The 15,419-nt window shown below is 41.8% G+C and carries 12 protein-coding genes and 1 pseudogene; 2 read left to right on the top strand and 11 right to left on the bottom strand.

Annotation, left to right across the window (positions count from 1 at the left end):
* Nucleotides 1-61: 61 nt before the first annotated feature.
* Complete coding sequence (locus ACWA2B_RS24125; RefSeq protein ID WP_029515494.1) at nt 62-1,264, bottom strand: MFS transporter; 1,203 nt, start codon at nt 1,262-1,264, stop codon at nt 62-64.
* Nucleotides 1,265-1,624: 360 nt separating this feature from the next.
* Between ACWA2B_RS24125 and ACWA2B_RS24120 the strand changes: the two genes are divergently transcribed.
* Both ACWA2B_RS24120 and ACWA2B_RS24115 read left to right on the top strand, forming a co-directional pair.
* On the top strand, nt 1,625-3,385 hold the full coding sequence (locus ACWA2B_RS24120; RefSeq protein WP_029515495.1) for a methyl-accepting chemotaxis protein: 1,761 nt from the start codon (nt 1,625-1,627) through the stop codon (nt 3,383-3,385).
* 301 nt (nt 3,386-3,686) lie between these two features.
* Nucleotides 3,687-5,255, top strand: coding sequence for an S-layer homology domain-containing protein (locus tag ACWA2B_RS24115; RefSeq protein WP_449292684.1), 1,569 nt, complete (start codon nt 3,687-3,689; stop codon nt 5,253-5,255).
* Nucleotides 5,256-5,345: 90 nt separating this feature from the next.
* Here ACWA2B_RS24115 and ACWA2B_RS24110 read toward each other — a convergent pair whose 3' ends face one another.
* From ACWA2B_RS24110 to moaA, 10 genes and pseudogenes are all read right to left on the bottom strand, one after another.
* Nucleotides 5,346-6,308 carry a helix-turn-helix domain-containing protein gene (locus ACWA2B_RS24110; RefSeq protein WP_165149763.1) on the bottom strand — a complete coding sequence of 321 codons (963 nt, stop codon included), beginning with the start codon at nt 6,306-6,308 and terminating at the stop codon, nt 5,346-5,348.
* Nucleotides 6,309-6,438: 130 nt separating this feature from the next.
* Nucleotides 6,439-6,834 (bottom strand): hypothetical protein, encoded by a 396-nt coding sequence (locus ACWA2B_RS24105; RefSeq protein ID WP_340886107.1) that lies wholly within the window; start codon nt 6,832-6,834, stop codon nt 6,439-6,441.
* Nucleotides 6,835-6,877: 43 nt separating this feature from the next.
* A complete protein-coding gene (locus ACWA2B_RS24100) occupies nt 6,878-7,861 on the bottom strand; it encodes a sensor domain-containing diguanylate cyclase (RefSeq protein WP_340886109.1) in 984 nt (327 codons plus the stop codon).
* Nucleotides 7,862-7,885: 24 nt separating this feature from the next.
* A complete protein-coding gene (locus ACWA2B_RS24095) occupies nt 7,886-8,692 on the bottom strand; it encodes an alpha/beta fold hydrolase (protein WP_069010507.1) in 807 nt (268 codons plus the stop codon).
* 86 nt (nt 8,693-8,778) lie between these two features.
* A complete protein-coding gene (locus ACWA2B_RS24090; RefSeq protein WP_029515501.1) occupies nt 8,779-9,129 on the bottom strand; it encodes a hypothetical protein in 351 nt (116 codons plus the stop codon).
* Nucleotides 9,130-9,142: 13 nt separating this feature from the next.
* A pseudogene (locus ACWA2B_RS24085) lies at nt 9,143-9,306 on the bottom strand (methyl-accepting chemotaxis protein); the annotation flags it as partial.
* 146 nt (nt 9,307-9,452) lie between these two features.
* Nucleotides 9,453-10,910 (bottom strand): glycoside hydrolase family 1 protein, encoded by a 1,458-nt coding sequence (locus ACWA2B_RS24080; protein ID WP_342444455.1) that lies wholly within the window; start codon nt 10,908-10,910, stop codon nt 9,453-9,455.
* A 30-nt stretch (nt 10,911-10,940) separates the two neighbouring features.
* Entirely contained in the window at nt 10,941-12,854 is a 1,914-nt protein-coding gene (locus tag ACWA2B_RS24075) for a beta-glucoside-specific PTS transporter subunit IIABC (protein ID WP_029515503.1), read from the bottom strand.
* 107 nt (nt 12,855-12,961) lie between these two features.
* Complete coding sequence (licT, locus tag ACWA2B_RS24070; protein ID WP_029515504.1) at nt 12,962-13,795, bottom strand: BglG family transcription antiterminator LicT; 834 nt, start codon at nt 13,793-13,795, stop codon at nt 12,962-12,964.
* Nucleotides 13,796-14,380: 585 nt separating this feature from the next.
* Nucleotides 14,381-15,397, bottom strand: a complete 1,017-nt coding sequence (gene moaA / locus ACWA2B_RS24065) for a GTP 3',8-cyclase MoaA (RefSeq protein WP_029515505.1) — start codon at nt 15,395-15,397, stop codon at nt 14,381-14,383.
* Nucleotides 15,398-15,419: the final 22 nt, after the last annotated feature.

Below are 15,419 nucleotides of genomic sequence, written 5' to 3'. Positions count from 1 at the left end.
GATATAGGCTTCCGGTGAGTATACCCCGGAAGCCTATGGATTCATCTAACCAATCTTTTATTTATTTTGCCTTATGAGGAACAGGCTCACTATTCCCGTTTCTTTTTCTCACTACCCACATAATAACAGCCATAACAGCTACCAAGACTGCTATAAGCGTAAAGGGAATATATTTGTCCACTCGATACAAGGTGGTCGTCAAAATAGGAGCAATGATCGCGGAAATTCCCTGTACCGCAGCTACCAGCCCCGCTGCTCCCCCTTGCTGCTCTTGACTGACTGAAAGCGAAGCACCTGCCATAAAACCGGGCATCAGTAAGCCTGTGCCTATGCCAAACATAAAGAACGCTGCATAGTAAACGACCAAGCTGGCTGAAATCAGAAATAATGCCATTCCAGCAATCAGGAATAGAGAACCAAGTAAAATCATCGGCTTAGGCTGCCATTTAAGCCATTTCATCTGGATGATCTGCACAATCAGCATCGCTGCCCCGGAGAACATAAGTCCAAAGGACACGACTCTTGCTGTTTCTTCGGATGTAAGACCTAACTGATCTTGAAAATAAAAACCACCTATAACCTGAATAGTCACAATACTTATCATCGTAACCAAGCCTGCAAACAAATACATTCTTAGACCTGGCTGGAGGGGGTTAATTCGAGCGGGTTTTTGCTGAATAACGGGCTGGGCCGCCGGAATCGCCAGCAGAGACACCACGAATGCAACAGCGGCAATGACAATTCCAAAATATAAGGGCCATAACAGCCCTATTAAAGTAAAGGCACCTGCAATCGCGGGACCAAATACCAGCCCAAGCCCATTCGCCGCACTAATAATAGCCATACCACTTCCACGCTCTTCTCCTTCCGTTACATCTCCCATATAAGCTTGGGACGATGACAACACCGCCGGGATAAAGCCACCAATTAAGCCGCGTGTAACAATCAGCAGGACTAACAGCAGCCCCCCACTGAGCCAACCATTTAATCCTGCAAAAAGAGTAAGTGTAAACAACAGGCAGCTTACACACATCCCTATGAAACCAAGCAGAATCACCGGCTTGCGTCCCTTTGCATCACTTAGATTTCCCCATACTGGAGCCATTAAGGCCATCGTTATAGAACCAAGCGATATAATTAATCCGGAATGGCTTTCTCTTAAGCCTAATTCACGAATAAGGGGCGGCATAATTGGAGCAATGAGCATGAGCCCTAGCATAGCCACAAATACACTGAAAAAGATGCTCCCTTTTATTCTATTCATCCTCGCACACTCCTCTGTTAAAGATTCTCTCTATGCAGAAGTATACGGAGCATACCAAAACGCTACTGCCTATAGACGGATAAATTTGCGGTTAAACGGATTTAATTTTGCGTATAAAACAGCAGCCAGTCTTCAGACAGTAAAAAATGGCCTGCATTCTATGGCCCAATGGGCGTCGTTAATTATAGAGTCGCTCTTTCGTTGTGAAATGAACTACATCGGTCTCTTCATCGCTGACTGGATGGAAGGGCTTCATTTCCTGGCATGTTATTACGATATATGATGTACAGTCTTTTGCCTTTAGTAATTAGCGTAGCTGTGGGTTGAGTCTGTATATCGATGTCTAAGGGGGAAATCTCAGTGAAAACAAAAATAGGATCAATCATGAAGGTAAGATCGTTAAGAACGAAGTTAACCATAATGTGCTTGATTATTTTAATTGTACCCACATTCGTGATTGGAATCAGTTCTTATGTTGTTTCCAAGAATGAAATGAATGAATCAGGCAAAGTAGCACTTAAGAATAGTGTGCAAATGGTAATTGGTATGATTAGTTTCCTCAATGGGCAAGTCGAAGCCGGTAATTTAACATTGGAAGAAGCACAGGAAAAACTGCGCATCGAGCTGCTCGGTGTAAAAGATGCTAATAACAAAAGACCGGTAAAGATTAAATATACTGTAGGTAAAACAGGTTATCCGTGGGCAGTCAACCAAGATGCCGTTTCAGTGATGAACCCTTCAAATGAAGGCCAGGATTTAATAAATGCCGTATCGGAAGACGGTGTGCATGTGGGAAAAGAGTTTGTAGAAGCCGGTACAAACGGCGGTGGATTCGTCACTTATAAATGGGCTTTACCTGGTACAGATCAAGTGGAGACGAAAATTTCGTACGTTGAAAGGGATCCTTATTGGGGATGGATCATCGGTTCTGGAGCATATTTTAACGAATTTAACAGCGGGGCGACCAAGGTCCTTTATATTGTCCTGATTATTACGACTATTGCAGTTATTCTGGGAGCAATTATCGTAAGCTTTGTTTCGGGACGTTTTACGAAGCCTATTATCATGATTGCAAAGCGGCTTAACTCAGTTGCGGACGGTGATTTAACGGTCGAAGAAGTCAAAATGAATTCAAAAGATGAGGTTGGCGAGCTGGCACAGGATTTCAATCATATGATTAAAAATATTAGATATTTGATCGGTGAAGTAAACCTGTCCACAAAGCAGGTAGCAGCTTCCTCGAAAGAATTAACCCTTGGTGCAGAGCATACTGGGCAGGCAACCGAGCATATCACCATCGCGATTCAAGAATCGGCGGCCGGTGCGAAGGAGCAGCAACTGATGCTCCAGAAGACAACCAGCTCGCTTGAAGAAATTTCAATAGGCATGCAGCGGATCACGGATAGCTCCTTGACTATTGCTGAATCGTCTGCAGACGCGATGGAAATGGCGAGCCTTGGCGGTACTGCTGTACAACATACGGTGAAGCAAATGGACTTGATTAACCATTCCGTCAATGAAACCGATGCGGTTATGAGGATGCTGGATGAACGTACTCAACAGATCGACACGATGCTGCATGCCATTACGGATATCGCACAGCAGACCAATCTGCTTGCCTTAAATGCTTCGATTGAGGCTGCCCGTGCAGGCGAAGAAGGCCGCGGTTTCTCCGTAGTTGCTTCAGAGGTAAGAAAACTGGCCGAACAATCGAACCAGTCTTCTGGGCAGATTTCTGAGTTGATTCAGAATATGCGCAAAGATATGGAGCATTCGCTTCGGACCATGGAACGCGTAAAACAGGATGTCGACTCCGGCATTAAAATTGCTAATGAGACGGAGCAGCAGTTTAACAAAATTGTGACGTCCACCAATCATATCGCACAGCAAACGGAAGAGCTCGCGAGCATCACGGAGCAAATAACCGCAAGTGTCCAGGAAATTTCAGCAAGCGGAGAAAACGTATCGAGTCTGGCGCTTCAAGCGGCGGACAACTCGCAGAATATTGCAGCGTCTGCAGAGGAGCAGCTAGCTTCGATGCAGCAGATCACCAGCCTGGCAACGACCTTGTCGGATATGTCACAGAAATTACAGGATCTGACGGTCAAATTTAAATACTAACGGAATAATTCTTTCCAAAATATCACGCTAAACTGTCATTCATATTATGAGGTCAACCAGTTTTTTCTGGTTGACCCTTTTCGCATTTGCTCTGAGAAATTACGGAAAAGCTCGCAAATCGTGATCCCCTTCTAGCGATGTGAATTGAGCACGCGGTTTTTGTCGATTTGGTTCAGAATTGGTTCAGAGGCATTTAGTATAGTAAATCAGTAATGTAAGAAAGAAAATTATATTAGTAGGTTAGTCATCATGGAGGATTTAGTCAGTTCATCGTGACACCGGAATTTTATGGAGGAAATTTATGAGTAAAATCAAGTCTTTTTGTTTATCTTATCTTGCTGTTATCGTCTTATTTGGAACCTGGACATGGAGTTTTTCCGAGAGTACTGTGTATGCAACCTCCTCACCAGCACCTAGTGTAACGGATGCGGTGTATGCTACTGAAACCACGGTAACGAGTTGGACAAATCCTTCTAAACAAGGTCAATCCGTAACGTTTAGCATCAAAACCATCTCAACCCCACAAATTACGAAAGATTTAACCGGCTCGGTTATCCTTATGGACGGTACGGATATATTAGATACGCTGACGATGAGGCCAAATGGCATTGCGAATGGATATGCCACTGCGACCTACACCACAAGCGATTTAAGTGTGGGAAGTCACCCAATTACTGCTATATATAGTGGGGATGCTCGATTTGCCCCCAGTACATCTGAGCCATACATTCAGGTCGTAAATGCATCTGCGCCTACACCTTCACTGAGACCTACAGTAACTACAATATTGAGTTCGCTGAATCCGTCTAATCAAGGTCAGGAAGTAAGGTTTAGCTTGAGGACAACCTCAAACCCACAAACTTCGGGCGATTTAACCGGAACGGTCATCCTTATGGACGGCACGAATATATTAGATACGCTGACGATGGAGCCAGTGGGCATTTCGAATGGCTATGCCAATGCGTACTACACTACAAGCAACTTAAGTGTGGGAAGTCACGCAATTACTGCTATATACAGTGGGGATGCTCGATTCGCGCCGAGCACCTCTGATGCCTATATACAGGTTGTAAATGTAAATGGAAATGCAGGCACGGGTGATATTAGCAATAACGACAGCAGCAGTAGCAATAAAAAAGATAAGAAGGATAACGCGGATAGCAGTGACTCATCTTCTTCAAGTGAAACAACCGCATCTTCATCACCATCGGCTTCTTCAACGGTTTTACCGACTGCGGAAATCATGCCAGTAGAGCAATCCGAGGTTGCGCATGAAAAATATATAACGGGTTATCAGGATGGTACATTCCGACCGGACCAGTCAATTACACGAGCTGAAACCGCCGCGATGATGGCTAGGATTATGAAGTTGGAGACAAAAGAAGGCTCAACGACATACAAAGATGTACCTAGCACGTATTGGGCAAAGGATTCGATTATAGCACTTACGACACAGCACCTTATGAATGGATATGCAGATGGAACATTTCGACCAGAGCAACCCATTACCGGTGCAGAAATGGCAGCAATACTCGCATCCTGGAAGCAGCTTAAAGGAACGCAAACCACAGCGTCTCCTTATACCGATATCGAAAAGCATTGGGCAAGGGATTCCATTGTAGCGTTAGCTAATGCAGGATGGATTACCGGCTATAACGATAACAGCTTCCAACCCAATAAATATATAACACGAGTAGAAACGGTTACCATTTTGAACACGATCTTAAAACGAGGACCCCTGGAAGGAACCATTCAGGCTACATGGAAGGATGTACCAACAGATTACTGGGCATTCAAAAATATTGAAGAAGCGTCTCGTACCCATACTTCAACCATCAATACAGATGGCATTGAAACTTTCGTGAAATAAGCACCAAATAAAAAGTCTGGAATCCTATCTATACAGGGTTCCAGCTTTTTGTTACCTTGATATTTTTTTAAAATGGTCAAAACAGAATTTTTAAAATACTTTCTTCAAAGATGATGGTTTCACTCCGTATTCCCGAAAAAATTGCTCTGAAAATGCACTCACATTACTGTATCCTACAGCCATCGCAGCTTCTGTTACATTGCTTTCCTGGCTTCTAAGCAGCTTCATCGCATAATCAAGACGAATTTGGCGCAAATATTCAAATACAGTCGTTCCAAAACATGCTTTGAATCCTTTTTTTAATTTAAAATCGTTTAATCCAATTCTTTTGGATAATGCGATCAGTGAAGGAGGATCAATCATGCTGGATTCAAGGATTTGCCGAGCCATATGCAACTTTCTGACATCTTCTTTAGATAAGCCTTCGGGCATGGGAGTTAAATCAAATAATTGAATCATAAACCTATTCAAAATCTCTAGTGCCGCTGCTTCCATTAATAAAGGCGATCTATGCACACTTTTCAAATCTTTGATCAAATGTTCAATCATCACTATACTTCTGTGATCCAGCTCAAAACTAAGGTGATGGAACGCAGCACCCTTCAGAATTTGTTTAAATTCAATAGCTACCTGGCGACGAGCCGCCAACTGTGAAGCCGCATAATTAAACAACGAAACAGGAATGCCAAGTGCAAAGGATTGGTATTGTTCGTTAATCGGAGGATGAAAACGTGCTTTGAAATCCTGTAAAAAAATAAGAGCACCCCACCCTATCGGGAGCGTGTAGTCCAGACCAGCTATATTCACATGACGTTGACCCGAAAGTGCAAATTGAAGTTCAATCATTTGTCCTTTGGAAGCAAAGTTCGTCTGGTAAGGCTCGTGATATTGGATATGCGAATACACAATCTCGATACCGCTGTAAGTCGTAACTCTGTAGATATGTCCGTCACCTGCTTCCGGTAACATCATATACGTATGCTCGTTTTGTTTTCTAAACGGAGTTTTTTCCAAATAATGCTGATATATTAATGATAACGAATTTGAATTCACAAGCGTCCACCTCAAAGGTTTTCATTCATTTTGATGATTCAAATGAGAATCGTTATCATTAATATTAGCTGAATTTGAACGATTTGACCAGACTTATTGGAGTATGCTGTGAAGATATCCGGGGAATCTATTAATCCCAATCCATATAAAACGTTGCTTTCAATTTGCCCTTCTCACATGCTGGGCAACTTAAATGAACAGGCACATTGTTTTCAATGTGTTCCTGCTCCATAACACTCGCGCATCTAGGACAAGCATAAGAAATTTTATACTGTGATGAGTCCGATTTCATCTCAATAAACAATTCATTACGGATGGCCTGACAGGCAGGACACACATACATAGCGTCATAAGCATCATATCTCGTCGAAGGGTTGCCTATGAATTCCCCAATACGTCGTTTAAGGACAGTATCCTGTACAAACGAAGCAATGGATTCCAAACTCATATATGAAAAACCAAACCCTACAAATATGTTCTTAGTATAAGCACAGGTATCACAGTCCAGCTTGTACGCTTCCCCCATGTTTATCACTCCCCAACTCTTCATGCGGTTATTGAAGCCTCATTTATTTCTTTACGAGACTTGCTGAATGCGTGACTTGGTTTCTCCCGCCACTCTTAGAAGCATACAGTGCCAAATCCGCTTGATGAACTATCGATTGTTCCGTATCCGCTTGCGTAACCGTTGCCACACCGATACTCACAGTAATGCTGTATTCTCCCCAATCCCTTGAAGCCGTCATGGAGCGGTATCTTTCTGCTGTACGAATGGCTTCCTGTTGATCGTTGCCGGGAAGGATAATTACAAATTCCTCGCCACCGTAACGAGCGACAATATCAACATTCCGTGAAATGGATTGTAGTAATTCTGCCAGATGAGTGAGCACCAGGTCGCCCACCGGATGACCATAAGTGTCGTTAATGCTTTTGAAATGATCAATATCAATGAGCAGCAGCGAAAAAGGTATTCCAGTCTCTTGAAAAGAGGCTAGGATGATTAGTAATTGATCTTGAAAATATCTTCTATTCTTTAGCCCAGTTAACGGGTCGGTTGATGCCATCGTTTCTAGCTGGAGATTGATCCTCACTAATTCCTGCTGCTTGATTTCATATTCTTCGTGCAACCGTTCAAGCTTCTGGTTGGCTTCATTCGTCGCCTGATATAATTCCTGAAGCTTGGTTTTGGTCTGTAGTATATCTTTTTCGTGTTCAATACGCTTACGCATCACAAGCACTACACAGTCAATCACTGCTTCTCCATTTCGTTCCTGGCGAATTCCGTTTAGAAGTACAGGCACATCCTGTCGATCACTTGTGCGAAACGAAAAGTACATCTCATCGACACGCCCGTACAACTGGATGTATGGATAAAAATAAGTATGAAAAAATAGCTTGTTGGTAACAGACATTGTTATTTCAATCGGCCATCCGAGCAATTGATCGCGTTCATAAAGAAGCATGTCCAATAAAGTTTGGTTTACCGATTGAATGATCCCAGCGTCCGAAATTGAAAAGTATCCACAGGGAGCTTTATCTAATTGAATATCCATTAAATGACTGCCTTTCTTTCGATATTACACACTAGCTAAATATTCTTTGATTAAATCGCTCGTTTCTCCTGGTTGGCTTAAATGAGGATAATGCCCCTTTGCTCTCATCTGCTGAAGTCTGCTATTTCTAAGATGGGTATGCAAATAGTCCCCTACCTCAATCGGAGCAATACTATCATCTGAGCACTGGAGAATAAGTGTAGGAACCGAAGCATGCTGAAGATCAACACGGCAATCTGAAAAAAATGTAACCTCTGCGAATTGCCGTGCAATATGAGGATCTCTTGAACAAAATGCCTTTTCCAATTCTTCGGTTAAGTCCCCTCGCTCGGGATTCTGCATAGCAATGGGCGCCATGTAACTAGCCCAGCCAATAAAGTTCATTTGCATCATATCCAGTAATTCATCAATATCACTCTTATCGAAGCCCCCATAATAAGAAGGCAGGTCATTCACATAGCGTGGAGAAGGACCGAGCATGACAATGCGTTCAAAATATTGAGGGCTGCGGATCGATGCGAGCATTCCGATCATGCTGCTAACGGAGTGTCCGACGAATATGGTATTTCTTAAGTCTAACGCTTCCATAATATCCAGCACATCCTGGGCATACCCTTGCAAGTCACTGTATTTTTGGGAATCATAGTACTTTATTTGAGAATCTCCCGAACCAACATAATCAAATAAGACGATTTGGTAGTTGTCGATAAAGCTAGGGACGATATAACGCCACATATCCTGGTCGCATCCAAAGCCGTGAGCAAACACAATCGTCTGGCTACCTGTGCCTAGCACTTTTATATTATTACGTAGGAGAATATCAACGGTCATTGTGAATCACCTCTCTGAGGTAGTATCTGTTCTATGGCTTCTCTTCCCTATTATATCGGAAAAGTTTCGATTATGGATAATGACTCTCATTCATAAATCCAGCGTTCAATGATCCCTTTTACCTTGTGCACATGTTGCTGTGATAAGGAACAAATAATAACCAATTCGTTTTTCCCATTTGTATCTAACCAATAGTGAACGTCATCCTCTTCATTAACCGTTTCTTGAATGATTCTGATGGATTTATGACTTATTTTTGATTTAGCCGAAAAAATGGGGTTCATATCCATGACTTTCTGACCATTAGAAAAGGATGTATTGTAATAAGGAATCACCCAGTTCTCCTTATCCTGATCTTGTACTACATTTAGAAATACACGCACCCAATAATCCTCTAGTTCTGTGTAACTCTGTTCATTCAACTCATTCAAATTCATACATGTAACCACCCATCTTATACACTGGTTGTCTGACGGCTTGCAAGGATTGTTCAATACGCCCTGTTGCTTCCTTGGTGCCCGTAGACATTTTGCGGATTTCTGTAGCGACAACCCCAAAACCTGCTCCTGCGTCACCCACCCGAGCAGCTTCAATCCAGCATTTAATCCAAGCAGGTAATATGTATCCACTTCCTCAAATTTTGATATCAGCCCTACCCTCTATTTCGTCATTTTCACCCCATGTATTTAGTGAAGCAGCGCGTACCGATTAAAATTGGCACGCGCTGATGGTATGACTTTTATGAAACAGGTACTAAGGTTTAATCCAACTGCTCTCCATTGGTTTCGATCACATTCTTATACCAATAAAAGCTCTTCTTTCTGGATCTGGCAAGTGTCCCTTTGCCTTCATTATCCTTATCGACGTATATAAACCCATAACGCTTTTTCATTTCTCCGGTTCCCGCACTGACCAGATCAATACATCCCCATGGCGTATACCCTATTAGGTCCACTCCATCAGCAATTGCTTCTTTCATTTGCTCAATGTGTTGCTTCAGATAATCAATTCGATAATCATCGTGAATGGAGCCATCTTCTTCCACTGTATCTACGGCGCCAAGACCATTTTCAACAACCATTAACGGGATTTCATATCGGTTATAAATATTATTGAGGGACCATCTCAATCCCTGTGGATCGATCTGCCAATCCCAGGCACTTGCTTTTAAATGAGGATTCTTTAAGCCCATAGATAAATTCCCTCCCACTTTCTCCTGGTTAGGATCGGCACTGACACAAGTAGAAGAATAATAGCTGAAAGTATAGAAATCTACGCAGCCTTCTTTTAAGATGTCCTCATCTCCTTCTTGCATTGTGATCTGAATGTTATGATCTCTAAAATAGCGTTTGGCAAATCCCGGATAAGCTCCTCTTACTTGGACATCTGAGCATAGGAAATTACTTAAGTTATCCTTTTGTTGAGCCAGCAGAATATCATCAGGATGACATGTAAGTGGGTAGGAACACATATAAGCAATCATACAACCGATTTTAAAGTCCTTGTTGATTTCATGACCCAGCTTTACAGCCTTTGCACTGGCAATAAATTGATGATGCAACGCCTGATACAGAACCTGCTCATCCTTCACTGTAGCATGGGCTAGCTCTCCATTCCCCTCCGGCATCATAGCTCCAGCCATGAATGCTCCAAATGACAAGGTTAAAATATTGATTTCATTAAAGGTTAACCAGTATTTTACGACATTTTTGTATCTGTTAAAAAGCACTTCACAATATCTCACATAAAAATCTACGACTCTGCGATCTGACCAACCATTATATTTTTGGGTCAAATGAAACGGTGCTTCATAATGTGAGATTGTAACCAAAGGCTCAATATTGTACTTTTTCAATTCTGCGAATACACGATCATAGAACTGCAAGCCTTGCTCATTCGGCTCTGCATCATCTCCGTTAGGAAATATTCTTGACCACGCAATGGACATCCTAAAGACCTTGAATCCCATCTCTGCAAATAAGCGGATATCCTCTTGATAGCGGTGGAAAAAGTCAATAGCCTCGTGACTCGGGTAGTTCACTCCTTCTTCCAGCATAGGTGTAATTCTTCGGGAAGTCGTATGCGTTCCAGCCGTAATCACATCAGCAGTGCTTAAGCCTTTACCTTCTTCATTATATCCACCTTCAAATTGGTTGGCAGCCGTTGCACCTCCCCATAAAAATCCTTGTGGAAATTCCAATGTAGTTGTATTTTTCATTGTTTAATTCCTCCTCAACATTAATTAGGATTAGACTACGACGGTCAATAAGTCCTCTTGATACTCAATTGCCTTTTTCTCTGTTTCAATGACATCCAGGTAATTCGTAGTATTGGCAACGATAACAGGTGTGGTCAAAACATACCCAGCCTCTTTTATAGCTTCCATATCAAACTCCATAAGCAGCTCGCCTTTTTTAACAGCATCCCCCTGTTTTACTTTAGGATAGAAGTGTTTGCCTTTTAATTTGACCGTATCTTTGCCTACATGGATGAGGACTTCAACACCGTGATCACTTGTAATGCCAATCGCATGACCTGACGAAAATAATGATGTTAATACACCATCTACAGGTGAAACGACCTTACCTTCAGAAGGTTCAATGGCAATCCCTTTACCCAAGGCACCTGTCGAAAAGGCTTCATCTGTTACTTCAGATAAAGACTTCACTTCACCTTTTAATGGACTCATCACCGTCTCTTGTTTTACTAAAACTTCTCCTTTAGCTGCTCCCGAGGTGTTATCTTCCTTTTTAGCTTCTTTCACTTCATCATCTTTAAATCCGCCAAAGAACATAAGCAAGAAGCCTAATACAAAGCTTACCAGGATACCGATAACAGCCCCATAAAATCCGCTGTCTATTCCTGCCGGACTGATATAGCTCGGGATAGCAAAAATACCCAATCCACCAATGATATAACCTTTCGTTCCCATCATTCCTATAATACCGCCGCCTACTGCAGATGCTATGCAGCTTAAAATAAATGGTTTCTTACGTGGTAATGTAATCCCGTAAATCGCTGGTTCTGTCACACCAAAAATCCCGGAGATGACAGCTGGAATGGAAAGTGATCTCAGTTTTACATTTTTGGTTTTAAACAAAATTGCCAGTACGACGCCCGTCTGAGCAAAGGAAGCTCCCAGCGTAGCCGCAAGAATCGGATCGAATTTAAGAACGGCTAAGTTGTTCATAGCGATAGGAACAAGTCCCCAGTGTAATCCAAAGATAACAAACACTTGCCAGAAAGCGCCCATGATTATGCCTTCAATCATTGGACTTAAGTTATACACAAAGAGGGTTGCTGCCCCAAGCAGTTGACCTGCCCAAGTCGAGAGAGGTCCAATCACAATCAATGCTAAGGGTACAATAACTAACAATGTGAAAAACGGAACCAAAAATGTTCTCACTACGCTAGGGATTACCTTTTTAAAGAAGTTTTCTATTTTTGAGCCTACATAGGTGGATATGATAATTGGAAGAACGGTTGACGCATAACTCATCAGAATGACCGGAATGCCTAAGAAGGTGATATATACCGGTGACTCAAATATAGTACCGCTAAATAGAGTGTATAGTGGTTTGCCCGAGGCTGTTATCGTGCTAAATGTTGGGTACACAAGGGATGCACCTATAGCCATACCTATGAAAATGTTGGCATTGAACTTTTTAGCTGACGTATACCCCAGGAAAATAGGAAAGAAGTAAAATAAACAATCACCTAAAGCATTGAGAATTTGATAGGTACCCGATGTAGTGGTCAGCCAGCCCAAAGCTACAAATAGGGCAGTGAAGCCCTTAATCATACCTGTGGCACTTAAGACACCTAACGTGGGTGTAAATACACCTGAAATAGTATCAATGAATCTATTGAACAAACTCATTTTTTCACCTGATGCTTCTTCTGAATCTCCTGTCTGAAAACCACCCACAGCAGTAACATCAGCATAAACCTCAGGTACATGGTTACCTATAACAACCTGGTATTGCCCGCCACTCTTTACCACAGTGACAACACCATCCATATTTTTCAAAACCTCTGTATTGGCTTTACTTTCATCTTTTAGTTTGAAGCGCAAGCGTGTAATACAATGAGTTAGACTATTCACATTTTCTTTGCCGCCGACATTTCTGATGATGTCTTTTGCTAATGTCTCATACTTCATTGTAATTTCCCCTTTAATTGTATTTATAAAAAAAGGCGAAACCAAAATAGATCAAATTCGATCTAGGTTGGTTTCGCCTGCATTACCAGTAACAATCCAAGAGTTATTCAATTTTGTCTTTGGGTCACACGCTGAATATGAATCGTGATATACAGCTTTTCCTCATCTGACAATACCATATCCAAGTATTTCTCAATCTTCAGCATGCAGCCATAAGCCTTTTTGTACTTTGCTTTCACTTGCCTCCATAAAAAGTCGTCTTCCAGTTCTACTTTTTCTTTTTTATTTAATCGCTGAAAGAAGAATCTTAAATGTGTAATAAATCGCTCATAACTGATCGAGTGTTCATCTATGGTGGTATTATAAGAGTATTTAATAATATTCAAGATGTCGTGTATTTTTTGAGTTTGCTGAGCAACATCTGCTACCTTGTTGTAGGAGCTGTTTACTTGAGCATTGATTAAATGAAGAGCAATATTACCTGCTTCATCTTCTGACAATCGTTTGCCTGTTTCGTCTTCAATAAACTCCAGTGCTTTTAAGCCAACCGCAAATTCTTTAGGATAAAATTTTTTGATCTCCCAAATTAACGGATTTGCATTTTTAAACCCTTCATCAAACATTTTAAATGCATTGTTCATGTGATCCGTAAGCGAAACATATATATAATCGCTCAATTGTACTTCTAATATGCTTTTTCCATATTCAATGATGTCATAGCATAACGAAACATATTCTGATGGAACATCCTCTAACAATAACTTAAATTTCTCTGAAGCATCTTTATGTTTAAGCACAAAGACCTTTTCAATTAGATGCTCTTCTACTTGTTCGCCTGCATTCTTTTTGAATGCAATACCACGACCCATAACAACAAATTCATCTCTTTTTTGATCTTTGGCTATTATGGCGTTGTTATTAAAGATCTTCGTTATGATCATCTAACTGCCCCCCTTATCCCATCAAATTTAAAAAAGGATTTAGATGCTGGGCGAAATTTCAGATAGGTCACAAGACGGTAATAGCCGATCAAATCTTCGTCGTAAATCAAATTCAAATGTATTGATTTACAATTCCGTGTTATGAAAACGCATTCATAATAAGAGACAAAGCCTTACGTTTTCCATCATTGATCTTGAGTGCTCCCAAACCGATCTGATATTCCGTTCTGAAAATGGATATAGTCGGTTAACCACGTCCCATGACATCATTTTTGGGATGTCGATTCGTTGGTCGACGTCATCATCTTTGTTGTTCAGCACTTGTAAGGCTTTATATCACTCACCTTTCTGCGTTATGGCTGGGCAGATTTTCATATCATGCAGGATATCGCAAAGCATGTATTCTAAAAAGAAAAGGCAAAACCCAACACATGGAAATTGAATTCCATGCCTCGGGTTTTGCCTTTTCAGTAACAATCCCAAAATCATAATAACATCGAATTTAAGTTTTGCCAACAAAAATGTTTGCGCTTTCTTTTTCGGAGCAACCACATCAAATACAACACACTATCATGGTATAAAATGTCATCCGCCAATGTAGGACATGTTAATCTTTTTTTTGTTGTTAGCTGTCTGCTCCGTACGTTCATCGGAATACCGGTCTGTACGTTGTTCCCATACTGAAGTAATCACATCGAGTAGTTCCTGGTCATCCGCTTCATTACGAAGCATCTGGCGTAAATCGAATCCGCCTGAAGCAAACAAACATGTATAAAACTTGCCATCGCACGATAAGCGGGCGCGTGTACAAGACGAACAAAATGATTCAGAAACCGAAGTAATAAAACCAATCTGTGCGTCGCTGTCTTTATAACGGTAACGTTTTGCCACTTCTCCAAAGTAATCCCGATCCATCGGCTCCAGCTCGTACGCATTCTTAAGTCGTTCAACAATTTGTTTTTTGGTTAGTACCTTTTTGAAGCTCCATCCGTTGTCATTCCCTACATCCATAAACTCGATAAAGCGAAGGGTTATTCCCTGCTCCTTAAAATAAGCGGCCATCGGCAAAATCTCCGAGTCATTAACGCCTTTTTGAACGACCATATTGACCTTGATTTCAAAGCCGATTTCTCTTGCATATTCGATCTGCTTCAAAATAAAATCAGGCTTAATCCCCCGCCCATTCAATCGCCCAAATAGCTCAGGGTCCAGAGCGTCCAGACTGACATTAAGCCGTCGTAGCCCCGCGTCATAGAGAGGCTTAGCCTGCTGTCCTAGCAGCACACCATTGGTGGTCAAGCCGATATCTTCCACTCCGTCAATGGACAGGATTTGGGAGACCAGGTCGGATAGATTCCTGCGCATTAATGGTTCGCCGCCCGTGAGTCGGATCTTTTTTACACCCAGGGATACAAAGAGCTTCGTTAGCCGGTGTATCTCTTCAAACGACAGACATTCATTTTGAGGAAGAAAGGCGTAATCGTCACCGAATATTTCTTTGGGCATGCAATAGGAACAACGGAAATTGCAGCGGTCTGTAACCGATATACGCAGGTCACGAATTGGCCGCTGCAACGTGTCTTTCAGTGGATAAAAATTCATACGCCCTCTCCTTTCTAGTTGT

The organism is Paenibacillus sp. CMM36, assembly GCF_053570945.1.
The sequence above is the reverse complement of the archived record's forward strand: the minus strand, read 5'-3'. Positions and strand labels throughout refer to the sequence as shown.